General features: G+C 36.0%; 30 protein-coding genes, 1 tRNA gene and 3 pseudogenes. 12 read left to right on the top strand and 22 right to left on the bottom strand.

Going from position 1 to position 26,365, the window contains the following annotated elements:
• Positions 1 to 244 precede the first annotated feature (244 nt).
• The 9 genes from AB3I00_RS07825 to AB3I00_RS07785 all read right to left on the bottom strand — a co-directional run bounded on the left by AB3I00_RS07825 (position 245) and on the right by AB3I00_RS07785 (position 6,320).
• Positions 245 to 487, bottom strand: a complete 243-nt coding sequence (locus tag AB3I00_RS07825; protein ID WP_002291278.1) for a GlsB/YeaQ/YmgE family stress response membrane protein — start codon at positions 485 to 487, stop codon at positions 245 to 247.
• Positions 488 to 518: 31 nt separating this feature from the next.
• The gene (locus AB3I00_RS07820) at positions 519 to 1,424 is read right to left on the bottom strand and encodes an Asp23/Gls24 family envelope stress response protein (protein WP_086285979.1); all 906 of its coding nucleotides are present in this window, start codon (positions 1,422 to 1,424) and stop codon (positions 519 to 521) included.
• Positions 1,425 to 1,436: 12 nt separating this feature from the next.
• Positions 1,437 to 1,625, bottom strand: coding sequence for a DUF2273 domain-containing protein (locus AB3I00_RS07815; RefSeq protein ID WP_024635250.1), 189 nt, complete (start codon positions 1,623 to 1,625; stop codon positions 1,437 to 1,439).
• Between the two features lie 13 nt (positions 1,626 to 1,638).
• Positions 1,639 to 2,202, bottom strand: a complete 564-nt coding sequence (gene amaP, locus AB3I00_RS07810) for an alkaline shock response membrane anchor protein AmaP (protein WP_202779828.1) — start codon at positions 2,200 to 2,202, stop codon at positions 1,639 to 1,641.
• A gap of 37 nt (positions 2,203 to 2,239) precedes the next feature.
• Entirely contained in the window at positions 2,240 to 3,133 is an 894-nt protein-coding gene (locus AB3I00_RS07805) for an SDR family oxidoreductase (RefSeq protein WP_002291266.1), read from the bottom strand.
• Positions 3,134 to 3,212: 79 nt separating this feature from the next.
• Positions 3,213 to 4,136, bottom strand: a complete 924-nt coding sequence (locus AB3I00_RS07800; RefSeq protein ID WP_180363520.1) for a magnesium transporter CorA family protein — start codon at positions 4,134 to 4,136, stop codon at positions 3,213 to 3,215.
• 48 nt (positions 4,137 to 4,184) lie between these two features.
• On the bottom strand, positions 4,185 to 4,535 hold the full coding sequence (locus AB3I00_RS07795; protein ID WP_002291264.1) for an iron-sulfur cluster biosynthesis family protein: 351 nt from the start codon (positions 4,533 to 4,535) through the stop codon (positions 4,185 to 4,187).
• Between the two features lie 32 nt (positions 4,536 to 4,567).
• On the bottom strand, positions 4,568 to 5,470 hold the full coding sequence (locus AB3I00_RS07790) for a glycosyltransferase family 8 protein (RefSeq protein WP_002291262.1): 903 nt from the start codon (positions 5,468 to 5,470) through the stop codon (positions 4,568 to 4,570).
• Positions 5,463 to 6,320 carry a glycosyltransferase family 8 protein gene (locus AB3I00_RS07785; RefSeq protein ID WP_002291260.1) on the bottom strand — a complete coding sequence of 286 codons (858 nt, stop codon included), beginning with the start codon at positions 6,318 to 6,320 and terminating at the stop codon, positions 5,463 to 5,465. Before AB3I00_RS07785 ends, AB3I00_RS07790 begins: the two co-directional genes overlap by 8 nt.
• A 333-nt stretch (positions 6,321 to 6,653) precedes the next feature.
• Here AB3I00_RS07785 and AB3I00_RS07780 point away from each other — a divergent pair, with 333 nt between their 5' ends.
• Both AB3I00_RS07780 and AB3I00_RS07775 read left to right on the top strand, forming a co-directional pair.
• Positions 6,654 to 7,463, top strand: coding sequence for a Cof-type HAD-IIB family hydrolase (locus AB3I00_RS07780; protein ID WP_024635254.1), 810 nt, complete (start codon positions 6,654 to 6,656; stop codon positions 7,461 to 7,463).
• A gap of 39 nt (positions 7,464 to 7,502) precedes the next feature.
• Positions 7,503 to 8,006: an isochorismatase family cysteine hydrolase gene (locus tag AB3I00_RS07775; RefSeq protein WP_104764437.1), complete on the top strand. Its 504-nt coding sequence runs from the start codon at positions 7,503 to 7,505 to the stop codon at positions 8,004 to 8,006.
• Between the two features lie 513 nt (positions 8,007 to 8,519).
• Here the strand turns inward: AB3I00_RS07775 and AB3I00_RS07770 are convergent.
• Positions 8,520 to 8,593, bottom strand: a tRNA-Ile gene (locus AB3I00_RS07770).
• Between the two features lie 172 nt (positions 8,594 to 8,765).
• Between AB3I00_RS07770 and AB3I00_RS07765 the strand changes: the two genes are divergently transcribed.
• The 4 genes from AB3I00_RS07765 (at position 8,766) to AB3I00_RS07750 (ending at position 10,260) form a co-directional block, all read left to right on the top strand.
• On the top strand, positions 8,766 to 9,089 hold the full coding sequence (locus AB3I00_RS07765) for a hypothetical protein (RefSeq protein WP_033627383.1): 324 nt from the start codon (positions 8,766 to 8,768) through the stop codon (positions 9,087 to 9,089).
• Between the two features lie 156 nt (positions 9,090 to 9,245).
• Positions 9,246 to 9,500 carry a hypothetical protein gene (locus tag AB3I00_RS07760; protein WP_002340677.1) on the top strand — a complete coding sequence of 85 codons (255 nt, stop codon included), beginning with the start codon at positions 9,246 to 9,248 and terminating at the stop codon, positions 9,498 to 9,500.
• A 71-nt stretch (positions 9,501 to 9,571) separates the two neighbouring features.
• Positions 9,572 to 9,817, top strand: coding sequence for a helix-turn-helix domain-containing protein (locus AB3I00_RS07755; protein WP_002306609.1), 246 nt, complete (start codon positions 9,572 to 9,574; stop codon positions 9,815 to 9,817).
• Positions 9,818 to 9,894: 77 nt separating this feature from the next.
• Positions 9,895 to 10,260 (top strand): TIGR02328 family protein, encoded by a 366-nt coding sequence (locus tag AB3I00_RS07750; RefSeq protein ID WP_024636153.1) that lies wholly within the window; start codon positions 9,895 to 9,897, stop codon positions 10,258 to 10,260.
• A gap of 222 nt (positions 10,261 to 10,482) precedes the next feature.
• Here AB3I00_RS07750 and AB3I00_RS07745 read toward each other — a convergent pair whose 3' ends face one another.
• The 3 genes from AB3I00_RS07745 to AB3I00_RS07735 form a co-directional block, all read right to left on the bottom strand.
• Positions 10,483 to 11,070: a hypothetical protein gene (locus AB3I00_RS07745; RefSeq protein ID WP_086310853.1), complete on the bottom strand. Its 588-nt coding sequence runs from the start codon at positions 11,068 to 11,070 to the stop codon at positions 10,483 to 10,485.
• A 526-nt stretch (positions 11,071 to 11,596) separates the two neighbouring features.
• Positions 11,597 to 11,797 carry a cold-shock protein gene (locus AB3I00_RS07740; RefSeq protein ID WP_002293303.1) on the bottom strand — a complete coding sequence of 67 codons (201 nt, stop codon included), beginning with the start codon at positions 11,795 to 11,797 and terminating at the stop codon, positions 11,597 to 11,599.
• 242 nt (positions 11,798 to 12,039) lie between these two features.
• Positions 12,040 to 12,531: a flavodoxin family protein gene (locus tag AB3I00_RS07735; protein WP_368025016.1), complete on the bottom strand. Its 492-nt coding sequence runs from the start codon at positions 12,529 to 12,531 to the stop codon at positions 12,040 to 12,042.
• A gap of 162 nt (positions 12,532 to 12,693) precedes the next feature.
• Between AB3I00_RS07735 and AB3I00_RS07730 the strand changes: the two genes are divergently transcribed.
• Positions 12,694 to 12,843, top strand: a complete 150-nt coding sequence (locus AB3I00_RS07730; RefSeq protein ID WP_002293298.1) for a hypothetical protein — start codon at positions 12,694 to 12,696, stop codon at positions 12,841 to 12,843.
• Positions 12,844 to 13,685: 842 nt separating this feature from the next.
• Complete coding sequence (locus AB3I00_RS07725) at positions 13,686 to 13,892, top strand: DUF3955 domain-containing protein (RefSeq protein WP_024635266.1); 207 nt, start codon at positions 13,686 to 13,688, stop codon at positions 13,890 to 13,892.
• A 244-nt stretch (positions 13,893 to 14,136) separates the two neighbouring features.
• Here the strand turns inward: AB3I00_RS07725 and AB3I00_RS07720 are convergent, their stop codons facing one another.
• The 3 genes and pseudogenes from AB3I00_RS07720 to AB3I00_RS07710 all read right to left on the bottom strand — a co-directional run bounded on the left by AB3I00_RS07720 (position 14,137) and on the right by AB3I00_RS07710 (position 17,731).
• Positions 14,137 to 15,138, bottom strand: a complete 1,002-nt coding sequence (locus AB3I00_RS07720) for an alpha/beta hydrolase (protein WP_086285974.1) — start codon at positions 15,136 to 15,138, stop codon at positions 14,137 to 14,139.
• Positions 15,139 to 15,142: 4 nt separating this feature from the next.
• A complete protein-coding gene (locus AB3I00_RS07715) occupies positions 15,143 to 17,056 on the bottom strand; it encodes an alpha/beta fold hydrolase (RefSeq protein WP_368025015.1) in 1,914 nt (637 codons plus the stop codon).
• A 168-nt stretch (positions 17,057 to 17,224) separates the two neighbouring features.
• Positions 17,225 to 17,731, bottom strand: a pseudogene (locus tag AB3I00_RS07710) (cysteine hydrolase family protein).
• A gap of 257 nt (positions 17,732 to 17,988) precedes the next feature.
• Between AB3I00_RS07710 and AB3I00_RS07705 the strand changes: the two are divergent.
• On the top strand, positions 17,989 to 18,429 hold the full coding sequence (locus AB3I00_RS07705; protein ID WP_024635269.1) for a Spx/MgsR family RNA polymerase-binding regulatory protein: 441 nt from the start codon (positions 17,989 to 17,991) through the stop codon (positions 18,427 to 18,429).
• A gap of 25 nt (positions 18,430 to 18,454) precedes the next feature.
• On the opposite strand, the gene AB3I00_RS07700 is transcribed toward AB3I00_RS07705, so the two are convergent.
• The 4 genes and pseudogenes from AB3I00_RS07700 to AB3I00_RS07685 form a co-directional block, all read right to left on the bottom strand.
• The gene (locus AB3I00_RS07700) at positions 18,455 to 19,483 is read right to left on the bottom strand and encodes a hypothetical protein (RefSeq protein WP_070770239.1); all 1,029 of its coding nucleotides are present in this window, start codon (positions 19,481 to 19,483) and stop codon (positions 18,455 to 18,457) included.
• A gap of 54 nt (positions 19,484 to 19,537) precedes the next feature.
• A pseudogene (locus AB3I00_RS07695) lies at positions 19,538 to 19,762 on the bottom strand (helix-turn-helix domain-containing protein); the annotation flags it as partial.
• A gap of 507 nt (positions 19,763 to 20,269) precedes the next feature.
• Positions 20,270 to 21,487 (bottom strand): cell wall anchor protein, encoded by a 1,218-nt coding sequence (locus tag AB3I00_RS07690; protein WP_368025014.1) that lies wholly within the window; start codon positions 21,485 to 21,487, stop codon positions 20,270 to 20,272.
• 195 nt (positions 21,488 to 21,682) lie between these two features.
• A complete protein-coding gene (locus tag AB3I00_RS07685) occupies positions 21,683 to 22,522 on the bottom strand; it encodes a CPBP family intramembrane glutamic endopeptidase (RefSeq protein WP_098041658.1) in 840 nt (279 codons plus the stop codon).
• A 184-nt stretch (positions 22,523 to 22,706) separates the two neighbouring features.
• On the opposite strand from AB3I00_RS07685, the gene AB3I00_RS07680 reads away from it, so the two are divergent.
• Positions 22,707 to 23,594 (top strand): peptidyl-prolyl cis-trans isomerase, encoded by an 888-nt coding sequence (locus AB3I00_RS07680; RefSeq protein WP_104764442.1) that lies wholly within the window; start codon positions 22,707 to 22,709, stop codon positions 23,592 to 23,594.
• 271 nt (positions 23,595 to 23,865) lie between these two features.
• Here AB3I00_RS07680 and AB3I00_RS07675 read toward each other — a convergent pair whose 3' ends face one another.
• Complete coding sequence (locus tag AB3I00_RS07675; protein WP_025478118.1) at positions 23,866 to 24,651, bottom strand: glycerophosphodiester phosphodiesterase family protein; 786 nt, start codon at positions 24,649 to 24,651, stop codon at positions 23,866 to 23,868.
• Between the two features lie 609 nt (positions 24,652 to 25,260).
• Here AB3I00_RS07675 and AB3I00_RS07670 point away from each other — a divergent pair.
• Both AB3I00_RS07670 and AB3I00_RS07665 read left to right on the top strand, forming a co-directional pair.
• Positions 25,261 to 25,476 carry a DUF378 domain-containing protein gene (locus AB3I00_RS07670; RefSeq protein ID WP_002293281.1) on the top strand — a complete coding sequence of 72 codons (216 nt, stop codon included), beginning with the start codon at positions 25,261 to 25,263 and terminating at the stop codon, positions 25,474 to 25,476.
• Between the two features lie 137 nt (positions 25,477 to 25,613).
• Positions 25,614 to 26,099 (top strand): hypothetical protein, encoded by a 486-nt coding sequence (locus tag AB3I00_RS07665; protein ID WP_368025013.1) that lies wholly within the window; start codon positions 25,614 to 25,616, stop codon positions 26,097 to 26,099.
• 80 nt (positions 26,100 to 26,179) lie between these two features.
• On the opposite strand, the pseudogene AB3I00_RS07660 reads toward AB3I00_RS07665, so the two are convergent.
• Positions 26,180 to 26,365 (bottom strand): annotated as a pseudogene (locus tag AB3I00_RS07660) (hypothetical protein); the annotation flags it as partial.

Below are 26,365 nucleotides of genomic sequence, written 5' to 3'. Positions count from 1 at the left end.
TCTGTATCAATAAAGACACATTTAAGGAAAAACTGGTCAACATGCTGGTTTTTCCTTAAAAACTTTTAAAAATCTAATTGGGAATTTGCCTACACAAAGAGAGCGTGAGACAAAAGTAAAGAACACTTTTGTCTCACGCTCTAAACACGTATAAACGGCAAACCATGTCGAACTATTTTTGTTTGGCTGTTCTTATTACTTGATGCAGAACAGCTTATTCACGACCTCTTTATTAAAAGTCTTTTTACAGTTTTCTAGCAAAGAATGAGACAATCAGTACTAAAATGATGGCCCCAATCAATGATGGCACAATTGCCATTCCTGCAATACTTGGTCCCCAAGAACCTAATAATGCTTGACCAAGTGCTGATCCAACTAAACCTGCTACGACATTTGCAATAATCCCCATCGAAGAACCTTTATTCGTGATTGCTCCTGCAATTGCTCCGATAATTCCTCCGACGATAAGTGACCAAATAAATCCCATGTTTCGTTCCTCCTAATGTTTTGCTTCCTTATTACTGAACGCGTGGTTCTGTATTTTCTTTTACTTTTTCAACGCCGCTTCCAGCTGCTGATTTTACTTTATCTGTTTGATTGGAAGCAAATTCACCGGTTTTTTTCGCTGCGTCAGTTACTTTGTCTTGCACCGTTTCTTGATCTTTTTCAAATTCTTCTTTTGTTTTAATGTCCACTACGTTAGCGTTGACTTCGATCACGTCTAAGTGTGTCATATTTTTTACTTCTTTGCCGATTACTTCTTGCATTTCTTCAAAGATTTTTTCGATATCTTTGCCATATTCCACAATGATATCCATGTCAACTGCTACTTGTTTTTTACCGACTTCTGTTTCGATCCCAGCCGTTACATTATCTGTATTCACAAGTTTTCCTGCCACATTAGAGAAGAAACCACCGTTTGCAGATAATAAGCCGTCTACTTGTTCAATTGCGATTCCAATGATTTTTTGCACCACTTTATCTTCATAATTCAACTCACCGCGCATCGAATCTTCCTGCTCAGAGCCATGGTTTTCTTGGTCGTTTGTATGTTGTGAACCAAATTTCCCTTGTCCGTTCGAGTGTTCAGAACCAAGTTTTTCTTGTGCTTTCGCATGATCAGAAGGATGCTTTTGTTCCTCTAATGGTTTAGAAGGATCGATTGCATCATGTTGTTCTGGAACTTTAGATTCTGGAGAGCCGGGATGATGAGGCGCATGTTTTTCTGCGTCATGTTTCTTTTCTTCTACTTCCTGTTGAACATTTGGCACGACTGGATCTGGATGTGCAGATACTGGTGCTGTTTTGTTCTTTTCATCGTTCACACCATTTGATTGGTTTGGTGTCGTTGGATCTGGATGTGCAGACACTGGTTTTTGGTTGTTCATTTTATTGTTGTTATTATTTTTGTTATTGTTATTCATGGATGTTTCCTCCTAAGATTTAAAATAGTGATCTAAGATTTTCGTTTGTTTCAAATAAAAACCGATAGCGGCACCGATAGCTGCCATGATCAAGATCAATAAAGTCTTGAAAAAGCCGACGGTAATCCATAAAACGGCTAGTATCAACCCAAGTACCCCAAAGATGATAGGGAGCTTGTATGTCGAAAATAGTTCTTTCATTTTTGGTCCCCCCCTATTCTACTCGTTTGCGGTCATTGCTTCGTTTAGCTGGTTCTTCAAAACCTGTGTATTTCACGGATACTTTCACTGACTCTTTTGTGCCTAATATGTGTTGTACTTCGTTTTCGATTTCTTTCATCAATGTTCCAGTTTTACCAATGAGTGCTGAAGTTCGTTTCAACTCCCCTTTTACATTGACGGCGATCTTGTTTTTCGTTGCTTTGACATTTACTTTTGGTGAATGGATAAATTCATCTTCATGTAAGTGAGAACGAACCATTCCTTCGATTGCTTTTTTATCCAACGTCAACTCCCCATCACCATGTTTCAGTAAAAAGGTTCCGATCGTTTTTGGATAAAACAAGAAAATAAGCAACGTGATAATCGTCAAAATAGCAAATGCAACAGCAAGCCAGAATACATATTGTTGCACATATGAATTAGTGATGGAAAAGAATCGAAACTTCTCTAATTGAAAAGGCAGTGGATAGGCTGCACTTAATAGTATCGCAAACAAAAGTATAGATAGCAAAAGTAACGTTCCGATCACTCCAAGCGTTTTTACTCCTTTATTCATTTTCGCACCTCCTCATAGGGGTGAAACGATCAACTTTTTATAAGTTGATCGCTTCTCCACCAGTTACTCCGTAAATTTGAGCTGTGACATAACTTGCTTTATTCGATGCTAAGAAGACATAGACCGGTGCTAATTCTCCTGGTTGACCTGCACGTTCTAGTAAACTTTGCTGACCAAATTCAGGAATCGAATCAGAAGGCTGACCTTCGTCTAGTTGTAGCGGTGTCCAGATTGGCCCAGGTGCTACACCATTTACACGGATTCCCTTAGGAGCAAGTTGTTTTGCTAAGCCAATCGTAAAGTTAGCAATTGAAGCTTTTGTTGCTGCATAATCCAACAAATGTTCACTTGGATTGAAGGCTTGGACAGAAGTTGTTGTAACAATCGCTCCTCCTGCAGGGATATGCGGAACAGCTTCTTTCACTAAAGCAAACATAGCGATGATGTTGACCATGAATGTGTCTTTAATTTGTTCAAGTGGCAGTTCAGTAATGGACTGGCAAGAAATTTGCTGTCCTGCATTCAATACCATCGTATCTAGCCCACCAAGCTCACTTACTGCTTTTTCAATGATTTCTTTAGGTGCTTGTTCATCACGAAGATCAAATGGTAGTAAGACGATTTTACGTCCTGCATCTTTGACGTATTTAGCTACTTCTTCTGCATCTTTTTCTTCTCCTGGGAAGAATTGAAGAGCGATATCTGCACCTTCTCTAGCAAATGCAATCGCTGCTGCACGACCGATCCCTGAGTCTCCACCAGTGATGAGTACACGGCGGTTTTCCAGCTGATTATTACCCTCATAGGATTCTTCTCCGCAATCAGGAACAGGAATCATGTTCTGCTGTAAAGCTGGTGTATCCTGATCTTGCTTAGGAAATTTCTCCGTATGGTACAGATTTCGCGGATCGATTAATTTTGGTTCTGTCATTGCTGTATTCCTCCTAGTTTTTCTAAATTGTATTGCCAAAACAAATTTCTTTGTTTGATACCTGTTTTAAATAGTTTGTTTAATTCGTATAATCTTTTCGGTATAGATGGTAGCCTAAAACCGCCGCTGCTATCAAAGAGCCGAATACTACGAGAATAAATCCTAAAGCAGAGCTTTTACCCGGCAATCCTCCTGTATTCATTCCCCAAATCCCTGCAAACAACGCCGGAACGGAGATGATCAGTGCAGCTGAATCTAGGTACTTCATGATATGGTTTAGGTTATTATCCATCATCCCATTGAATAAATCACCAATACTCTCCAATAAGTCTCGATAGATCTCGATCATTTTTTCTGTTTGTCGCTGTCTCAAATGAACATCATAAAGCAACTGTTCATCGTCTAACCGTTTGATGAACGTTTCAGAATTCCATAATTGATCCATCGTTTCCCGCTGATCTCTTAAGGTATGATCGATATACACAATGTCTCTTTCAAGATCTGCCTGTTTATACAGTTCCTCATTCTCCGTCGTTTTACGAGCTGCTTTATCTAAAGCGTCAATTCTATGCTTCATTTCTCTTAGTTCTTTCACGTAATGGGTATAAATATCCAGTAATGTATACGTGATGATCTTTTCAAACGAGTTTAAATGATCTCCATGCTTTGTCAGTAGGCGATCCACGAACTCGGTTTTTCTATCGATACATGTAATCAAGAGATTATCGGAAAGTACAAAAGATATCGGTGTCAATTTTTTTTCGATACGATTATCTGACTGATCCAGATTGATCACAACCAAAGAAAATGGATGCGCTAATTTAGTCTCATAAAGGCGTTCCATCCGAGAAACTTCTTCCGGATATTCCGTGCCTACGAAAATGTCATCTGGAAGCTCGAATTCTTTAATTGCCTGCTGAATCTCTTCTGGCTTTGTATTATCGAGAATAAGCCAATTGTATTTGTTTTCATCTGTTTCTGTGACTTTCTTTTCATCATCCACAAAGTAGTATCTCAATGTATACCTCCTTTCTGGACTTTTCAAAAACGATTAGCTGAAGAAGCAGTTCTTTAATTTGATATTATAATCGAGTACTGCACTTTCATTTTCTAATGAGAAGCTGTCAAGCTGTTTATTAAAGTCCATGTTCAGTCGTTTACCGAAATAACTTTGTTCTACTTTAGATGTATAGATTTCCAGTAAAGGATGCTCGATTTTTGTAGCATACTCTCCGAATTCCGAAACAAAAGGAATGATTTGGAAAAAGCTGCCTTTTGCAAAAGCACCTTTATCCCTTAAAAATGGATCGGAATCATTGATGAGAGCGAGTGCAATTTTTGTATTTTCCCCCACTTTTTCGATTAACGTCTCTACTGCATTTTTAGACAATGTAATTTCCATTCCTACTCCCCCTGTTCAGTTGTAGTCTTGTATTATTTAACAACTACGTCTGTTTTTTGTTGAACTTTTGCATATTTTGGATATTTAGGGAATTTAGCCACACAACGGAACGCCGTCATCCCTGCATATTTTTCGTAATATTTCTTCGTTGGTCCTTCAAAATCCTTGCTCCAAGGTTTCACATGTCCTGAGAAATGGATAATATAAGGGTTGTTGCGTGTTTCTTCGTATTCACGTTCACCTGCTGCTGTTGGATGTTTCTTTGCTTTAGCCATGATATAGCCTTGTGCATTCCAACGCGGATGAAGCGGAAGCCAACGATCATGTAAGATTGCATTTAATGCATCTTGGTCATGGAATCTTAATTTTTCTGGATTATGTTCGATGAAGTCTAATACTTTTTGCGTAATATTTTCATCTAACCATTTTTTTACATTGATCAGCATCAATCCTGAGTTGAAGTAACGCATTGATTTAGCTGGAATCTCCATTTTTTCTAATCGTTGATGGAACCCAGCGTCTTCAACAGCTGCTACGATTGAATCACCGAAGTCAAGACGCCATAATTTAGAGATATCTTGCAAAGCGATCATGTCGCAATCCATATATAAGATACGTTCGACTTCCGTGCCGCGGAACAATTCTGGAATCGCTATGCGGTAATAAGCTGTTTCTGGAATACGATCGCTGATTACTACATTTGTAAAGAATTCTTTATTGATTTTCAAAAATTCTACATCTGAATTCATTCGTGCATTTTTCACTGAGAAACGTAAAAGCTGTTTGCTTTCAAAATCGATATCGTCGTCAATCACATAGAACCGAACAAATTTAGACGGGTTGCAATTATCTAATACTGAGACAAATAATGCAGCTAAATGCGGTACGAATTTTGTGTTACAACTTGCGACTACTGCTATTTCTTTTTTATTCATTGATCTCGCCTACTTTCGTTAGAGTACTGTGTGCTAATTTTTTTAAGTATAAATTGGTATACGGATGATCTTTCAATGTATTCCAAGGTTTATCATGTCCTGTAAAATGAACGATCGAAGGTTTTTCATTTCCTTCTTTATACAGACGTTCATATTTTTCATTTGGTGCTGGGTGTCGTTCAAAAATCAAAGAAGTCTGCATGTTCCATTTTGGATGAAGTGGTTCCCAGTCTTCATAAAGGACAGCATTCAAAGCATCTTGATCGTGATAGATGATTCGATCACCATTTTCACTTAAATAATGGATAGTTTTTTCTGTAATTTCTTTTTTATTCCATTGATCGATGTCAATCACCATCACCCCTGAATTGAAGTACAAGTCATCGGAATCTATTCCTAATCTTTCCAATGCTTTCACTTGTCCTGGATCGATAATAGCGCCGATCGTTTTTCCATTTAATGGTTCATCATATAGTTTTACGATATCGTCTAGCACTAACACATCTGAATCTAAGTAAAGGACTTTTTTATAATCCTCTTTAGCTAATAAGTTGGGTAAAGAAATTCTTAAGTAAGCGGTAGTTGTGATATGGTCGCTGACTAGGAAGTCTTCGTAGATATCTTTTTCCACTGTCAGGAATTGGATACTTGCATTACTTGAATATTTATTTACCGTTTCTTCCAATCCTTGTTTACTATATTCTGATAGACCATCGTCAATCACATAAAATTTTATGCGTCTTGTTTTATTGCAATTTTCTAATGCAGTGGCGATCATCACGCTCAAGTAAGGAGCATAATTTTCGTCTGAAGCAGTCACCACAGGAACTACGCCGTATCTCTTCTCCATCAAAATCACTCCTTTTTCTAATCTTTTTCTAACCTGTTCTACATCTAGAATATTCCTCATTTGGCATTAAAGCAAAATATATGCTTTGTTTTCATTGAATATTTTAAAATATTTTCATCACAAAACGCATTGGTAAGCGCTAACTATTCGTTTTTCATGGCTTTTTATTCAAAGGTATTGACCAAAAACTACTATATATAGCCACCTTTTTCTTAAGAATGTTTTTTGAAAAAATTCATAACGGCAAAGCAAGTTAGTTTCATTTTTTTGATTTCTCATTTAATCTTAAGGTAACAGGAAAATAGATATGTAAAAAGAAAGTAGGAAGATAAAATGAAACTAGCAGCGATTGATTTAGACGGTACCTTGCTTGATCGAAATGGAAAGATACCAGAAGAAAATATCCAAGCACTTCGGAAATTTGATGAAAATGGCGGAATCGTAACAGTAGCTACAGGAAGGAACAGCATTTCTGCTAAAGATATTTTTTCCGAATTAGGAATCGGCGGCTATTTGATTTCTTCCAATGGTTCGCTGATTGCTGAAATGAAGGATGGAAAGATGGCAAAGGTTCTCAGACGTTCGAAAATAGATATCGATACTCTGAAAAGAGCCTTCTTCTATGCTCAAGAAGCAAAAATCTCAATTATTGCCAGCCGAGAAACCCAAGATGATCAGCTGACATTCGATGAATCTAATCTTGTCAAAGACGACCCCTATTATGAGCATTTCAATCTGCAGAATCATTCTTTTGATCAAATTTTAAGTATGTTAGAAGATCCTTCTCTTAGCTATCTTAAATTAGCGTTAACAGACAAGAGTGAAGAAAAACTACAGAAGCTACAAAGAGATCTGCAAGCAGACGGCATCAATTCAGTATTCTCTGATCCGCATTTCTTAGAAATCACGCCTACAGGTATCACTAAAGCTCATTCACTTGTTTTTCTGGCGGATTACCTTGGAATCGAGTCGAGTGACATCATGGCTTTTGGCGATCAAGAAAACGACATTGCTATGTTGAATTACAGTGGGTTGAGTATTGCGATGGGGAATGCACAGCGGCAAGTAAAAGAAATTGCAAACCAAGTAACACTGACGAATGAGGAAGCTGGTGTTGCTTATATTTTAAAAAACTTCTATTGAAAATATAAAAATGACGTCATGAACGTAGGAGGAAAGAAAATGTTAGTTATTATCGATATGCAAAATCATATTCTTGATCCAAACAGCGAATTTTATATTCCAGAATCAGACCAATTGGCGGAACGCATTGCTAAACGATTAGCTAAAGCACGCAAAAACAAGGAATATATTCTATTCACACGGGATATTCCAGTCGAACTGAAGGACAAAGAAGAGGAACGGGAAGATTTGCAATTGATCCCTCTTCTTTCTCCCCAAGAAAATGAACGAGTGATCAAAAAGTATTACTTTACGATTCCCCCTGAGACTTTAGCTGAAATCAAAAAGACTTTGTTTGAAAGCAAAGAAGAACAAAAAGAGATCGAAGTGGTTGGGATCGAAACAAACTTATGTGTGCTCTCTAATTTGATAGGCTTGCAGAGTGCGTTCCCTGAAGCTGATTTTTTTGTTGATCCAACGTTAGTTTCCAGCAGAAAACATGGAGAATCTGCTTTGGAACTTCTGAAAGATTTCAATGTTTCGATCATCGAACCTAAAAAATAGACAGTCACACATATGCTACAGTCTATTCTTTATATAAGTTCTATTATCATTTAGCAAGCAAACTAAAAAAGAAAAAGCACGAAGAACTGTTTTCAGTCTTACGTGCTTTTTCTATAAAAGTAGATCGGCTTTTCCATGACGCCTTGGTAAACGGTGTTCTCCTACCAACTCCTCGGTCACAAGTCACAATATCATCAAACATGAGAAGCTGTTTTTTGAAATTGCTCCTTGTGACTCAGAGTTAAACGGCAAGCTCACGACCTCTTTCTTAAATGGTGTTCAATCAGCTGACTCTCGGTATTAGCTTAACAAACGGCAAAATATGAGGAACTATTTTTCCGTTTGTTAAGCTAATACTCAGGTCAAAACGCTGATTTCACAACCTCTTCCTTAAACGGTGTTCAAAAGCTTGCATCTGCGGTAATAAGCCCAACCAAGTAAAAAACATAAGAAGCTGTTTTTACTTGGCTGTTCTTATTACTTGATGCAGGGCAGCTTTTTCACAACCACTTATGTACCTTGTAGGACTCGAACCTACGACCGGACGGTTATGAGCCGTCTGCTCTAACCAACTGAGCTAAAGGTACATCATCATGAGATATATTTTAGTTACTTTTTAACTATAGCACGAATTATAGACGCTCACAAGCTTCAAAATATAAATAATATGATATATTTATTCTTATTTACTTGACTTGAAACTTGACTGTTTTTTACTTGCTTATTTCAGAAGAAATGTTATTCTTTTAAGTATTCTCAATGCTAGGAGTGATTATTTTGCCATTTATTGCGATTTTATTCGATTTAGTTGCGGCAGCAGCTTACTTTCTCCAATACAATCATCAAAGTTCAGAAGTCCTGTTTGTTGGAATGATTTTCCAAGGTGTGATCACCCTTTTGCTTCTCATCATGATAATCAGCTATAAAGGAAAAAAATATGCACGTGTCCAGACAGAAGTATTTGTTAAATATGTTTCTATTCGTTACGGAATCATCATTCTTTCCTTTTTAGTGAACGCGATTGTCCTCTTTTTATATGTATTGAATTACTTAAATATCAATCCATTGATTTTTTCTAGATAGATAACTTGTATTTAGCGGAATAGTTCTCGCGTATGAGCAGAGAGCTGTTCCGCTTTTTCATCGGTCTATTCTTCTTTGATTTTCCTAGCATTTCATTTGTGATGTATGCAATAACATGTTATCTTTTATTAGAAGAATCGTTGAGGAGTCCGTTACATGATTACGTTGGTTAGAGTTTTGTTTTGGTTGCCTTCGGTCGTCCTGATCGCAATTATTTTTTATCTTATGCATTGGAACAAAGAACGGCTTTATTTAGCTGTTTTGACTCTTCCGGTTATTTATTTTATGTGGAAGGTTTTTAATTACAACTACTTTGAACCTGATAGTGTTTTTGTAAAAGAATTATCAGGGCTGGTTTTGTCTCTATTGATCGTCATTCTTTATTTGATACGTTTAAATAAAAAACATTGAGTGCTGTTGATTGCTTGTGTAGCTTTCTATGGCCGTTACAAAACTATTCTATTATGATGAAAGGTGATTAAATGAGTATCGAAGAAGCTATTTTACTGGATACTTTACGTTGTCGTCTGAATTTTTTAAGAACTGGCCGATCTTTATCTCAAGTAGCTGTTTCTAGCGCGTTAAGTATCCCTTTATTCAAATATCGCAAATACGAACAAGGTGAAGAAATTCCAAGTATCATTGAATTGATCTACATCGCCGACTTTTACGATATTTCCGTTGACTACCTGATTGGTCGCTCAGAAACAGCAAGCAAACTGAAATGATTTTTTCCAGCCATTGTGCTGGTTTTTTCATTTAATGTTTAAAGTGAACAAACTATGTACAAAAAGGAGATATATCTATGCGTTTATGGCATGAAAAATTGATTTCAAAACTTCCTCGTCAGCAGCTTTTAGGACAACATCGAGAATGCTGTGCGTTGAGAGGAAATGGTTGGGGAAAGAAACACGCTACTGTAGATTATGTCTTCCACTATTCTCCTTATAAATTATTTCAATATCATCAACTTGTCATGGACGAAATGGAAAAGCGTGGCTACAGCCCAGCACCAGAATGGACAGATCCTATGTACCGCGGCAAATCATGCGAAGCATTTTTTGATTTGCCTGCTGTAGAACGTACCGTGCCGATTTATCCGGAACATGATGAAGTGTATCTAGCAGAGTGTTTAGCAAATTTGGAGCAAAAAGGAATTTATCTTATCTAAAAAAGAGACTGGGACAGAAGCGTTTAACTCCAAGAGATAAGAGGAAATTCACGAAAATTGCTTTTCAAATTTTTGGGAATTTCAGCTTATTTCCGAAGGAGTTGCTTCTGCTTCCGCCGTTTACACATGTTTAGAGCGTGAGACAAAAGTTTTTCTTTACTTTTGTCCCACGCTCTGATATAACATGAAAAACTCTTCTACTCTTCCCTCATCGAAAAAGGCTTAACCAACGTAGGGTAAGCTCGAATGGTGCAAGTTGATTCTCAGGTTACCTTCGTCATCACGTATGAATCCGAAAGTATATTCTACTTTTGTTTCATCACCTGTTTCCCCAGAAGTAAAGTAATATTCTCCTGATGCGATTGCTGAATCCGTATCGATGATCGTTTCATGATTGTCGAAGCGGATGTCTGTCCAAGGCTCTAACGCAAAACCAGAATCTTCACTGATATCACCGCCAACGAAATAAGAAAGTGCTTCTTCTTTTGTTGCCCTGAATGGTAACTCTGCAGCTTTAGTTGGTTTAAAAAGCACAGCACCTTCGTCGTATGCATACAATGTCTCGATGACTTCTTCTGCTTTTTCTGTTGCTTCCTCCATACCTTCCTCGCTTGCTGCACCGATACTTATGATTGCTTCTGCCCAGCGTTCCCGTGCTTCGTCGACTTCGGCTTCTGTGATTGTCTCAACTTTTACCTCTTCTGTCGTGTCTTCAGTTGTTTCTGTTGTTGATTCAGTTGCCGAATCGGTTGTAGAACAACCTGCCATTGCTAGTGTTAATGTTGATAGTAAAAATAGTTTTTTTATCATAAGATTATCCCCCCCATGAAAACAGACTAAAATAATAACATTTCGTTTTTTTATTTTCAGATAAAGCTTAATAATTTCTAAATGTTCTTAAATTTTATTTAAAAACTCTTATAACTTTCGTAATACATAACATAGTTATTTTTAAATAAAAAAATAAGTTCAACACGCTTAAAATAAAAGGTATAATTTAAATAACTAAAATAAATTTAGTTATTTAAAAAACAAAAAAACTCTTTAAAACCTTACTGCCATTAGGCTTTTTCGTTTTAATTCTCTTTAAATAATTATGAAAAAATAATAGTTGATCTGTTTTTTTATTTTTTTAATAATCGATACACAACTTTATGTAAAATACTTCTCCAAAATACCTATTGACAAACAAACATAGCTATGAAATGAAAAAATCAAAGGACGAAACAAAAAAGCACCAAGAAAAACATCCTTCCGCCTATTCAACGATCGATGAATTTCTTCGTACAAAAAAACCGTCTTTTCTTTCGAAAAGACGGTTAAAAGTCAATTTTTATTAAGCTTTAACAATGTTTGTTGCTTGAGGGCCACGTTGACCATCTTCAACATCGTAAGACACTGCTTGGCCTTCTTCTAAAGTTTTGAAGCCATCGCCTTGGATAGCTGAGAAATGTGCAAATACATCATTTCCATCTTCACCAGTGATGAAGCCAAAACCTTTGTCTGCGTTGAACCATTTTACTGTACCGTTATTCATAAATAAATTCCTCCTGATACGTATCAATGTACGTTTTTTCGTTGCAATAAATATTTGATAGGCAAAAGGAGTTTTATCTATGTAGATATATCGCTCAAATTACGTTTCAAAATAGATTACTTATTTAATATATCATGCTTTTTCTAATAACACAAGAATAATGCAATGAAATATAAAATTTATTGTCTTCGAATCGATGAAAAAGTTGGATAACCGCGTTTGAGCCGCCTATTGTTCTCCATTTATTTGTTTTTATCTACTAGCATTTGTTTAAGTTGTCTGTTTGCTTCAGAGATTTGTCTCTTTTGATATAGTATTCCTTGTGAATCCATCATGAATCGTTCACTAATATTTTCTAGCATTCTCTCTATGCCTGGTATGGCTTCTTCTGGCGCTGCTCCTTGAACGATCCATAGTACTGGTAACTGGTGCAATGGCGCGTTTTCTGAATCAAGTCCGGTTTGGAATAATTCTGTCCAACGGTCAATAAACGTTTTAAGCAGTCCACTAATATCCCACCAATAAATCGGTGTACCAATAACTACGTAGTTCGCCTTCGCCAATCTATCCATAACGGCATCAAAATCATCATTAGCTTTGACTTGACCTAATTGAGCAATATGAAAATCTACAAGATCGATCCTCTCATAATCTATTCCTTCTAGAACTTTCGCTCCCCACTTACTAGTCATACCTTCTTTGTTTGGACTTGCATTTATAAATATAGTTGTCATTGTGTTCCCTCCCCACTTTATTTTACAACATGATTGCTAAATTTTGACTTTAAACTTTCTTAACTATGAAAACCTTTCAATTGGTGATATACTTATAAATGGAATTTCGTTATCAACGCGTTCGTTGCCTTTCAGCAAGTATTTAAAGAAAGGAGAATGGCTATGACATTCTATAACAAAGATATACAATATCGAGTAACCTTGGATACAGATTTGAATCTCTTTGTCGTTTTTGACAAAGAAAATAGCAATCATGTAGCAACAGGTGTTACGATCGAACAAGCAGTGCAAGAATTAAAAAAATCTGCATAAGGAGTGGAAACCCTCATATGGACGATTCTCGTTCTTCTCTTTAAACGCATCTACTGGATGATAACAGTAGGTGCGTTTTGTGTTTTCAATAACTTCTTCTCATCTGACAACCCTCCATCTAATTGACGATTGTATTCGACTAACTCAATCAACTAAATCTTTTCTAAGAAAAGGAAGAATCCTACTATAACAGAAAAAGTAAAAAATCCATTAAAACCTAAAAAGCCATTACCAAATATTTGGTAGTGGCTTTTCGGGTTCTGTAAGGGTGGTACAGAACATCAATAGTCGGTGGGTTAGAACGTATGTTATCACATCTTTGGAGAAGGTTGTATTGGTATTATTCGAGTGACTTATTAGATGCGATAACAAGGATAGTATACAGCAGGGAAAAATTTATTTTTTCTTTTTTTTATTAGTTTTGTTTCTTATTTTCTAAAAAATAAAAATAAATCTTTGATGAATCAAGCATTCCCTTGACAAAACTGGCTTTCGAATACATATTAGGTTATCGTTTGTAATTTTATTTCACAGTTGTTATGATTGTTATGTAAAATAAAAAAGTTTAGGATACATCGAATTTTGGGGGAAATTCTTTTGGGGGGTATCCTAAACCTTTTCTATTATTTTCTCATATTTTCCATTATTGGTCTAGACATATACTAATGAACTTTCTATCTATATGATGGATGAATCCTTTTTCATTTATCATGAGATATCTTTGTTCCAAACTTACTTATGATAGATGGATGGTATTTTTTGTTCACGTTCTAACAAACTTGACACATTTATGAATTCTTAATCTATCTATCCTATAATTATAAAAAAAGGAGGTGCTGCGTATGAAAGCTATTCATATTTCTTTGCTTTTTTTCGCTAGTGCATTGATTTTATTTGCTATTCATCTTTGCTCCCAGCCTTATATCAATAACAACGGAATATTAGTAGAACCAGCATTCTTTTGCTTACCGCTCGGTCTTTTATCCCTTCTTGCCTCCGCTGGCTTCGGATTTGTTGCCTTTTTCAAACGATCGAAACAACAAATCTGACTTATAAAATTTACGTAAAAGAGACCGTGAAAAAAATCGTATCACCTTTCCTTATTCCGAATAAATATTTTCCATAACAACCTTTTGACAATAGGCTGGACGTCTCTTTCGCGAGAACTGATATACGGTACCTACAAGCTCTTCAGTCACAAGTCCCCCTATTCATCAAACATGAGAAGCTGCTTAGTTCCTTCTGACTCGGAACTAAGCAGCTTCTTCATATCCTCTTTTACATCATGAGCGTTTATTCCTTGAAAAATGCTACTAATTTTTGGTATGTTTCTTGCGCTTGTTTATTACTAAAATCAAACTGATATTCATGGTTCAAGACAACATTTTTCTCCGTATAGTCTACTTTTGTGACTTCCACTCCTGCTTTTTCAAATATAGAAGCTGTTTGTTCCATTTGTTTCGTAAACGTATTTGTGTTTCCGTCCGTCAAGAATATTTTTTGCGTCCAATGGTCTGTATGTCTAGCTAATGCTAAATGTTTGACCTCTTCTAAACGTTCAAAGTTCTTATTATCAAAATAAGCCCATCCACATTTTGCATAAAGAAAGCTAGAAATCTTATCACTTACTTGGGTAAATGCAGAAGGGTCTAGTAGTCCAGACAAAGAAACAAATTTTGTGATCTGCTTGTTCTCCAAAGTTGGATCAAGTTGGTCGGCTTTTTTGATTTCTTCGTTTTGAAGTGCTAACAAATACTCTCCGCTAATTTGTGCACCTGCTGAATCGCCACCAATCGAAATATTCGACCAATCCGCTTGCTCTTTTATCTCTTTTTTGGCTGCTTGAATGGCTTCATTCAATTGGATAACTGGTGTAGGATGCTTTGCTTCAGGCGATCGTTCATAATCGATATTTACGACGATCTGCTGCGTGTCTGAACATAGATATTCCAAATAATCACGACAATCGTTTTTATCCCCTCCTACATATGCGCCTCCATGCATCCAGAAAAGGATTGGCAACTTTTTCTTCTCCGTTTTCGGTGTGTAGATATCCATATGATTGTTTTTGTACTTTGATGGATAAGATATTTCTTTATTTCTATCGATTTGTTTGATTTTTTGCTGGAAATCGTCTGGTCTGGCATATACTTGTTCTTTTTCACTTGTGTCAAATTGTTTTCTAACAAGCAAACTAATCGGCTTTGGTGTGATTTGATTAATCAAAAATACAGTGACTAAAATAACTACGATGATAACTGGCACTGCAATCACTATTCGCTTGAACCATTTCATTCATTTACCCTCTCTTTCTTCGCCAAATCCATGTGATAATCGTGCTAGCAGACAAAAATCCACCTGAATAAATGAGAAGCGAATGTTTCTTTTCTCCAGTTTTCGGCAACATTCTTTTTTTTGTATCTGTCTTTTTTTGTACTTTCACTGTCATCTGAATCGGTTGCGTATCATCATTTGATTGATCATCTCGAGGTTCATTCTTTCCCTTATTGTCTGCATTCTCTGTCGGATCTTGTTTTTTTGGTGGAGCTACTGGGATTTTTTTGTAATGGTAAATAATAGTTGGTATCGTCTCGTTAAAAACACCTTCAGTCGGTCCTTCAACATTTGCTAATTCGTATCCTTCGAATGTCTTTTGCTCTGTCACATAATTCTCTCCATAAGCTCCGTAAAGCTGGATTTCGTCCTGGTCTTTGAGTAGACTTTTATTGTTTTCATCCACATATTTCACGTTTATCTGATCATGGAACACTACTTTCAAAAAGTCCGTTACATGTTTCGTGTAGGCAGCATGGTCAACTTCCTGCGCCTTCCCATGCCCTGCTCCTTCTACCAATAAAAGGTCTTTATATCCTCCTGCTAACTCATATAATTTTTGCGCGTTAGACACAGGTACTACATCATCTGCCGTTCCATGGATGATCAATTTAGGCAATGAACCAGACATCCCAATCGTAGGTAGAGCGGCTGTTGGATCCAAATGCATCTCCTGATCAAAATAATATTGTTTCAAAAGCCCCATAAACAAATCTTCATGCTCTTGATCCCCAATGATGTCTAACTGATTTTTTATGGCAGCCGGTAATGCGGGGACTACTGTCTGGCTATACGTAAAACGTAGTTGTTCATCGATTGATGCAAATCCGCAATTTTCAATAATTCCTTTGACATTGACTGGGATATCTTTTGCTAATACAGACATCATCGTAGCTGCTCCCATAGAACCACCATACAGCAGGATCTTTTGGGATGGACGTTCTCGCACTTCTTGATTGATCCAGTAAAGGACATCATCTGATTCATATTGTCCATAAGTTACATAATCGCCTCCACTGTTACCAGTTGCTCTGGAATCAACAAATAATAAATTATACCCTGCCTTATAAAAATCATTGTATTCTTCTGTAACGATCCCATTATTCCAATTCCCTCTAAATCCGCCATGGATCATGACTGTTTTATCTGAACCCTGGTCGACATAGTAAGCATACACATCCATCATTTTGCCGTCTTGTTTGTTTAGTACAGTTTGATGAAGTTGTTTTGTGTTTGGATAGAAGCCTGTGTTTTCTGTAGGCGTCGTACCATCATCTGTACCTCCAAGCATTGACATCAACACACTATTTTTAGAAAAAGCGATATCATACAATAGATAAGTAGCAATCAGATGTTTGATAATCTCTTTATCTACACCATAATCCTTACCAAAAAGCTCACTTAATACTAAACCTATTAGTCGTGCGTTAATTTCTTCTACTGGTCCATTAAGTATTTCTGTCATCTGTTTACCAAAGTAATTCAAATATTTTTTACCATTGAAATTTTCGCCTTTACCGATATCATCGTTTTCTGTCCCATTCTCTTTGTCACTTACTTTAGTAGAAGAGGATTCGTCGTTTGGCGTTTTTGTAGCTGTTGCTTCATCTGTTTGTTGGTTATCTGTGGTAGTGGTCGTTTCTTGATCTGAGCTAGTAACAGATGTCTCAGCCGTTGTTTCAGTACTTGTTTCTGTTTGTGAAGTACTCGATTTCGTTTCGTTTCTAGCATCAGTTGTTTCCGTGGTTTCGACCTCCCTAGATCCCGATTCGTAAAAGATACTCTCTCCATATACTGACCATTGCGGGACATTTGTACTTACAGCAAATAAGACGACCAACGCTCCCTTTAACACTTGTTTTGTTCTCAATCGATTCACTCCTTTTTATGATTCTAGGAGAATTATATGTAAACGCAAACATTTTTTATACAAAAAACAAACGGTTTATCCCATAAAAATAGAACAGGATTATTTTCTCAATTTACATAACAAAGCAGAATGGATAAACCAGTATCCATTCTGCTTTTCTTTAAATGATGAAATAACTTATTGCTCCAAAAATGTCAGAAATCGTTTATCCCAAATATTCTCGTAAAAAGCGATTGTTTCCTTTGCTTTCATAAAAGGATAATCATAAGTCGTCGCTGCTCCTCTGCACATCATAAGCTGGTAACCTAATCCATGAGCAAACTTCACAGTCGTATCTATACAATACTCTGTTTGTGCCCCACATAACTCGATCGAATGACAGTCCAATTCAGTTAATAACATACTCAAATTAGTCTTATAAAATGAATTCGCATGGGTTTTTCTCACAAAATAACTGTGTTCAGGAATAGATAATTCCGACAATAGCTCCCATGGTTTTGTTTGTGGCACTAATTGAGCATCTTCGTGTTGAACGAAAATAACTGGTTTCCCAATCGTTTCGTATATTTTGATTCTTTTATTCACTAATGCTGTCACTGTTTCTAATTCGTGTATCGGCGAAGAATCAAAACATACCCCTTTTTGTCAATCGATCACTACGAATGCGTCGGCTGTGTTTGACATACGTATGCCTTCTTTCTTTTTTCTAGTTCTTTCTTCTAATGATGTTTCGTTTACTACTATTTTCCATTTTATGGTTAGAAATCAAAAAAATATATTCCATTTTCTGATTTTTTTATTGGGGTTCCTTTGATAGCGTTTCTTATCTATTTCGTTCCTTTATACGTGACAACATTTTCTTATTTTACACCTATAAATGGCACTTTTCGACTATTTCTTCATGCTATTATTTCATAAATATTTAGCTATTGGAGGAATGTATCATGATTAAATTATATACAGGTTCTGGTTGCTCGTCTTCTAGACGCGCAAAACGTTGGCTTATCGCACATGATATACCGTTTATCGAACAGAACTTAATTCGTCAACCACTAACCAAAAATGAATTTATCCACTTACTAAAATTGACAAACAACGGCGTGACCGAAATGCTCTCTACTCATTCTATTAGTTATAAAAATCTTGTTCACAGAATAGATGAGCTTAGTTTGAGTGAACTATATATTGAGATTCGTACATCCCCTTCTTTATTGAAAAAACCGATTATCTACGACCAACCTGCAAAACTTTTGACTGGATTTAGCGAAGATAAAATCAGGATGTTCCTTCCTAAGACTAAAAGAAAGCAAGAGCTCAACGAACTCTTGCTTTCTGGTCATCTTGTTGATTTTAAAGAAAACAATCTTTTGGCGATGTCTTGATCTTGGTATAAGAAATCTGCTGTTCTTAATTAACGAAATCCAATTTTTCCAATATGGATCTATTTTTCTCATTCCTGATTTTTATGATCTCAGCTTTCAGACGCGCCCAATCATTTTTTGTAGGTTGTCCATTCCAGTAAAATATCTGTGTATTCGTCTGGTCATATGCCGTTTGATCGATAGGATAATCGCTAATGACAATATCAGGTAACTGATCAGCGGATGCACTATATTTTATTGGGCGTTCAGTCATAGATAATATCCTTTTCTTTGCCCATAATTCCTGTGTTTTACCATACTTTGATTGAATATAGAATATGACAGGTTGTTCGTGTTTTATAAAAATATCCCTGACTAACATACAGTATTGAAAAATCAACCGTCTGTTCTTTTCATAATAAGTATTAAGCTCTGGAATTCTGCGAGCTACCCCACTAAAAAACTGTTGCATAATTGGATACATCACTGGAAATATATGCTGAAAATCTCTGTCTTCTGCTGATTTTCCAAAAGCATCCACCTTCTTTTTTGTCCCAAAAACCCTTGAATACAAATGGATCATTGCCAAATTGACAGATAGATAATTTTTTTCTGAAGTTGTAAAAGAAATCTTGAATTTTTTTTCAAAATTTTCTACAATAGACGATTCAATCCAACCCCAACTTTCTTGTACTTTATCTGGAGCATCCAACAAATCTTCTTCCAAATAGGTATTCATTACACCAAACATAAAATAAAGGTAAGCTTGCTCTGTTGGAGTGATGTGATTCATCGACCAGAAGTTTGCTTCAAAAAAAGGCTCTAGTATGTAATGCGTAAACTCTTCTTTTGTTATCAATGGATGCACAAATTTGTTCATCTCTTCTGGGACATACGTAATCGGGTGGCCTTGTTTCATTCGTTGCAACGAAATTCTTAGGAGGCTGATCCATTTCTTTCTATCTATACTACGCGTATATGGCGCATGTTTTGCAAATTTTTCTAATAGTTGACGTTTATTTTTTATACTTGATAATATGTCAGAATGATTTTCGTCGAATGACTGCCAATACATCAAGTGAAAAAAGTATCGGATACGGTATTCTTCTCCTTCTATCGGATTCCCTTTTTTCAAGCTGCAAGATAAATGATAGTTTTTCAAAATAGTATTGAGTTCTCTTAATTTTCTTTGAATCGTACGCAAACTTATATAATTTTTTTGACTAAGATTTTCTAAGGATTGATAAGTACCTTTGTAAAGTGAATCCAGTAAAATATAACCAATCGTTCCCTCTAACAGTATAGAATAAACTTTACTCAGTAAAAACTGAGAAGAAAATTCGACTTTTATCATCTTGTTTTCTGAAAGAAAAGATAATTTATATTCTGGATACCTTTCGCAAAATGACTCTGCTTGTTGAATCACCGAATTCATCTTAGCCAGGGTGTAGTTTAGATCTAAAGCGATATCCTTCACCACATATAATTTCTCGTCTCTTTCATAACAATAGTTCAAAAATTGATATACTTGCCTTTCATTGATATCAATAAATTCTTCAAACAAAGTACATACTCCTTTTTATCTATTATTTAGACTTATTCCGACAGCTACATGAATGACGTACAAATAGATTCGTTACTGATTTTTCAGAGATACTACCATGCGTAGTGTGCATTGTCAATTATTCTTGCTCTTATTTTCCATTTGTGTTCCTGTTATTTCCTGTTTCTCAAATAGGTTAGTAAACAAAAATAAACCTGGCAAAGCTACAACTTCGCCAGGCAATACAGCACTCTCGAATGAAATATTCACTCAAAAATCTATCGCTTTATTCAATTTTAGATCTGTTGCTTTTATTCTTTATTTCACTCGATGGAAGAGAGAACGAAAATAGCTTGCTCCTACAATCAAAATGAGTAGCACACCCATCCATGTAATTAGCTTGTTTAAGGTTCTACTACCAGTTTCTGGTAAACCGCTTTTTCTCTTATCTGTTTCTTTCGCTTTTTCTTGACGATCAATTCCACGAGAAACAAAATCAGGCTGTTTTAGCACACTTTTTAGGTTGCTCCCTGCATTTCTCTTTTGTTCCTTAGTTGGTATGATAGGTACCAAATCAAGTTCATTATTTACTTTTCCTGTGCTGCTTTCGCTACTCGTGTTTTCTATGCTGCTTTCACTGCTCGTACTCTCTGTACTGCTTTCATTACTCGTGTTTTCTGTGCTACTTTCACTGCTCGTACTATCCGTACTGCTTTCACTGCTTGTACTCTCTGTACTGCTTTCACTACTTGTGCTATCCGTACTGCTTTCACTGCTTGTACTCTCCGTACTGCTTTCACTGCTTGTACTCTCCGTACTGCTTTCACTGCTTGTACTATCCGTACTGCTTTCACTGCTCGTACTATCCGTACTGCTTTCGCTGCTCGTACTATCCGTACTGCTTTCGCTGCTCGTACTATCCGTACTGCTTTCACTGCTCGTGCTATTCGTACTGCTTTCACTGCTCGTACTATCCGTACTGCTTTCACTACTTGTGCTATCCGTACTACTTTCACTGCTTGTGCTATCCGTACTACTTTCACTGCTTGTGCTATCCGTACTGCTTTCACTGCTTGTGCTATCCGTACTGCTCGGCGGTCCAACAACTGTCCAACTGCTTGGTTTCAAATTCTCCGTAATCGTCATCTGTCCATCATAAAAAACAATCAAATCAACTTTATCTTTACTCTTGATCTCATCAATCGATAGTTCTGCAGAAATCATTATTGTATACTCAATACCAGCGGTCCATTGTACGTCCTTTAAATAAACTTCCCCAATAACCTTTTCTGAACTTCCATTACCATCCCAACCATATGTTAGAACAGCATGTACATCACTAGCATTCACGCTTTTGTTTGGTTTGATCGGAATAGTAATGACTTGCTGTGTCATGTCATAAACGATCCGATCAGTTTTCACAGTAAATGAAAGATTCTCATTTGCCCGTTCATTTGCAGAAGTACTGATTCCAATCATTGTTGCAATTATACTTAGCCCAAGAATAACAAATAATACGGTCGCTGTTTTCTTCATTTCTATCACTCTCCATATAATTACCTTCTATTTGATAAAGGAATTATATAAGATGAAAATGATGAGAACACGACAGTCAGTTGTGAAAATCTAACAAAAGATGTCGTGTATTTGTTTGAATTTGTTTACTTTTTAATTTAATCAATGAAAGACTTAAAAAAGCAAGACCGATATCAGCCTTGCTTTCTTCATCTTTTATTGATAAACAGCAGTGTATTTCTTCATCCGCTTTGTTTTATATGCATAGAGTAACAAACCAACAATCAAGACTAACAAGAATAATGTAGTCGATATAGACGCTTCAGCCCCAAAGTTCCCCCCAGTAATTATTGTGTTTTGCGATTGGACCAGAGTGGAGAAAAAACCTTGTTCTTGCGTTCCGCTGACTGGTATACCCAAAATAGCTCCTTGAGTCCAATTCCAAGTAATGTGAGCACCGATGGCCGTAAATAAACTTTCTGTACTGTAGATAAGTGCACTGAAAAAGCAACCTGCTAAAAAGATATTGAAAACTGCCAGAAATGTCATGTTAGGATTCAATCCGTGCAAAAGAGCAAATAATGCAGCAGATCCAATCATTGCTATTAATGGACCAAATCTAAGCAGCTGATGCTGAAAAAAGCCACGGAATAAAAGCTCTTCGGATGCCCCCACTGCAATAAATAAAATAAAACTCGTGATCAGCGGAACAATGTTTGCGTTTCCTGAATCTAACCGATACGCCCCCATCAAATATAATGGACTAGTAATAAGCAGAAACACTCCAATTCCAACAACGAGACCTCCCGCTAAATATCCCCAGTCTTTTCCACGTCCAGAAATACCATAATCTTCCACTTTTTTCCCTTCTATCTTACTAGCAAGAAATAAAGCTAGTAAAAAAACAACTAAATGTCCAACCGTACCAGCAATTGCTCCAATCCATTCACTGTCTCCAATAAACATATCCGCAAGTGCATTATTGACAAGAATACCTAAAACAAAACCAACTAAGACTATTAAAACAGATCCAATCAACCGAATAATCCTGATCATCTTTCATCCCTCCTTTATATTAAGTGTAACAACCCTTTTCTTTCTTGTCTCGTGAAAACTATCTAAATGTTCTCCATCATAGAGAGAATAGATTTTTACGAACTAAGAATATCTACAGCAACCTTACGAAAATGAAAGACTGTCTGCCTGGTTCTTCTGTTAGACTGTCTTTAATAAGGAAAGGATGGGAAATTTTTTGAAAAAACAACTACTGATTATGTGCCTTTCAGCATTTGCTATTTTACTATTCTCAGGTTGTAGCATGTCCAATGAAACAATTGCAACGTTTAAAGGTGGAACACTTACAGTTCAGGATTTTTATGATAACCCAAAAGTTAAATCAAACAATCAAACACTATTAAGAAAAATGATCGTCTTCAAAGCATTTGATGATGTATACGGAAAAGAGATTTCTTCAAAGGAAGTTACAAAAGAATATAATGAACAAATCAAAAAACTTGGTCCAAACTACAAAGAACAATTAAAAGCAGTTGGCCAAACAGAAGAGACATATAAGAAACTTTTGAAACAGATGCTGGCTTTCCAGTACGGTTTGAAAGCCAATGTAAAATTAACAGATAAAGATCTAGACACTGCTTGGAAAGAATTCCATCCAGAAGTTAGTACACAGATCATCCCACTTTCGACTAAAGAAGAAGCAGATAAAGCAAAAAAAGAAGCAAACGAAGGGGAAAATTTCTCCAAGCTTGTTCAAACTTATGGTAAAAATAAAACATTAAAGGAAACTGATGGAAAAATGAATTTTGATTCAACCAATCCAGGGATTCCTACTGAAGTAAAAAAAGCAGCATTTCAATTAAACAACGGGGAAGTTTCTGATATCATTCCTGTAACAGATCCAACGACTTATCAGCAAAGCTATTATCTAGTAAAAATGGTAAAAAAACAGGATAAAGGTTCTAATAAAGATAAATACAAATCAGAGCTAGAAAAAATCGCCACGGAAACAAAAACTCTTGATACGGAATTCATGGACAAAACAATCCATAAAGTGATGAAAAAAGACAATGTAACTATTAAAGATCCTTATGTAAAAAATATATTCAACTAAACAAGTTTGACCCAATTGGGGATATGGCAAGCAAGTTTCGGAAATTACTTCTTATTTCTTAAAGATGAACACTTCTGCCACGACCTCATGCGGGTTATTTTTTTCCATACCAAAACAAGTAACTGAATTTATCACAATCATATCAATATAAAATAAAAAAGAAGTTTTTTTATTTATGAACATGCTATATAAAAAACCTAAGTCAACTTGACGACCTAGGTTCAAAAATGGATATAAAGATGAGTAATTACATAAAATGAATATATTATGTTTATAAATCACTAGGATTGATTTCATCCGTTTCTACGATTGGAACGGATGATTTTTTTAACACTTCAAATCGTTTAACGTCATTCACCCCATACACTTGATACTCGATTCCAGATTTATTTAGTTTATTGATTGTTTCTTCTGTAGCAGCATCATTAGATACTGAGAGCAACGCTTTTTTATAACTTTTTACTTGTTCAATCTCATCTTCAAGTTTATTTTTTTGGTCATATAACCAAGATACTGTGCAGTCAGGATGATTCTTTACGACTTCGTCTCGGATCTTTTTATCCGTCAGTACAAAAAATGAACGTTCATACACACTATTTTGTTTTAGCGTGTTTACGATCTCATTAACAAAATGTTCATCCTGCCAGTTTCCTTTTGAACCATCCACGTTGACAATCAAGTTATTTTTTTTGATTTCCTTTACGGCTTCTTCAAAAGTAGGTATCTTAACTTTTTTATTTACGTATTCTGAATAGTTTTTCGTATCTAAATTAAACTTCTTTAGTTGTTTGATCGTGTATGTCTCTGGTTTCCCCGTTCCATCTGTTGTTCGATCCAATGTGTCATCATGCATCAAAAAATTCACGCCGTCTCTACTTGTCCGAACATCAATCTCGACTGCTTGGTAGCCTAATATTTTTGCTTGATGGATACTCTCCACCGTATTCTCAGGCGCAATAACGTGTGCGCCACGATGAGCTACTAAGTAAGTACCTTCATGTTCCAACCAATTATTCGCTAATGAAACACATCCTGTTAATAAAACAGTGAATAGCATTACTATTCCAATCTTTTTTTCACTTGCCAAATCACCTCAAAAACAAGTATAGCAAACTTAAACCTGATTAAAAAGTTATTTTAAAATGAGCTAAAAACATCCCTTCTGGACTTTTTCTTCTTATTCTGTTATACTAAAGATACACGAAAGATATTTTTATGCGACACTTTTCATTTGTTTTTATGAAATTTATTCAAAACTGGCGTAACTTCAGAGTTACAAGGATGTATTAGAGGTTAGGGAATACATCGTTTAAATGAGAAATAAGTAATAGTTAGTAATAGTCACCAAAACTTTAAATTAATGAATATTGAATCGTCAGATAGCCTTCTCGAGTTTTCGAGAAGGCTATCGTTTATTTTATGGATAAGTGAGTCCGCAAGTCATTCCTCATCCCTCATCGGAGCTCATCAAGTATTTCTGACTGTCAATGTTGAAAATCAGACGTTTTGTAAGTCTGTTTCTTTTTTTGATTGAAGGCATTATCTGCGATACCTTTACTTGTTTTTCCTTTTTTTGCATCATTTGCTAAAATCCATGAGCGTTATATAAGCAATGTTTCTCTTTTTGATATATAATTATTTTATCATTTAAGAAAGGAGAATTCTAATGAAAACTTTAGATGCTATTGCATTAACTTTATTGATTGTGGGAGGGCTGAACTGGCTGTTGGTAGGCTTGTTCGAATTTGATTTAGTAGCTATGATTGCTGGTGGTTCAACAACTATTTTTGCGAAAATCATTTATATCATCGTAGGTATTTGTGCGATCTACTGCTTGAAATTTTTCCCTATGATTACTAGAAAAGTTGATGAAAGATATTAGAAAGCTATAATTATTAAAAAAGCTATTATCTTCATGAACCTTCCCATTAGTGGGAAGGTTTTTTCATTTGAAGTCATCTGATTCCACATGGGAAGTGGTATACTGAATTAAGATAATCTATTTTAGGAGGTACCATCATGAATAAAGGGCTTTACATAGGATTGTTGGGGGTTGCACTACTTTTTTCAGCCTGTGGAAATGCTACAAAGAATTCTCTCAATGAATCTTCACTAACCAATTCAACAACTGAAGTCGGTTCGACTAAAAGTACTTCTACTGCTTCCATTACTAATACTTCTACTAGTAATGTAGATTCGCAATATAGCCAATCAAGCATTCAGTCGTCTCCCATTTCTTCAACATCTGAAATGCAGGAAAGAACTGAACCTTCTCTTCCATTGGAAAACTCTGATGAAGCACTTCTATTTCTTATTGCTCATCGTTCCGAATTACAAAGTGACGATATCGTTACTAGCTTTTATCAAAAAATCGATCAAGATTATTTGTTCACGACTTCTAGCAAGCAGACTCGTGCCCAAGGAGGATCAGGAAGTGTCGGTTTCTATCGAGTGTCCCCAGATGGAGTGATCTCGATTACTGATGCGTACGGCACACCGTTTTGATGATATAGAAAGTTTCACATTTCTGTCTGTTCATTGTGTGTTTTAACGCTATTTTATTTTGAAAAACGCGAACGAGTATCTCAATCGTTCGCGTTTTCTATTTCAAAATTCTCTGGTACGTCCCATTTATTCGCCACCATTTTTTTGTCAGATGCAGTTACACGATATAAGTGACCATTTGCGTCAACTACATAGTTTGCTATAGCTACTTCTTCCATAAAAATATCTACTTCTACTTCTCTAACTTGATTGATACGAACGTCAAA

Source organism: Enterococcus sp. C76, from assembly GCF_040886985.1.
Classification (GTDB): Bacteria; Bacillota; Bacilli; order Lactobacillales; family Enterococcaceae; genus Enterococcus_B; species Enterococcus_B lactis.
Note: the sequence above shows the minus strand (reverse complement) of the source record. Positions and strands in the feature narration are given on the sequence as shown.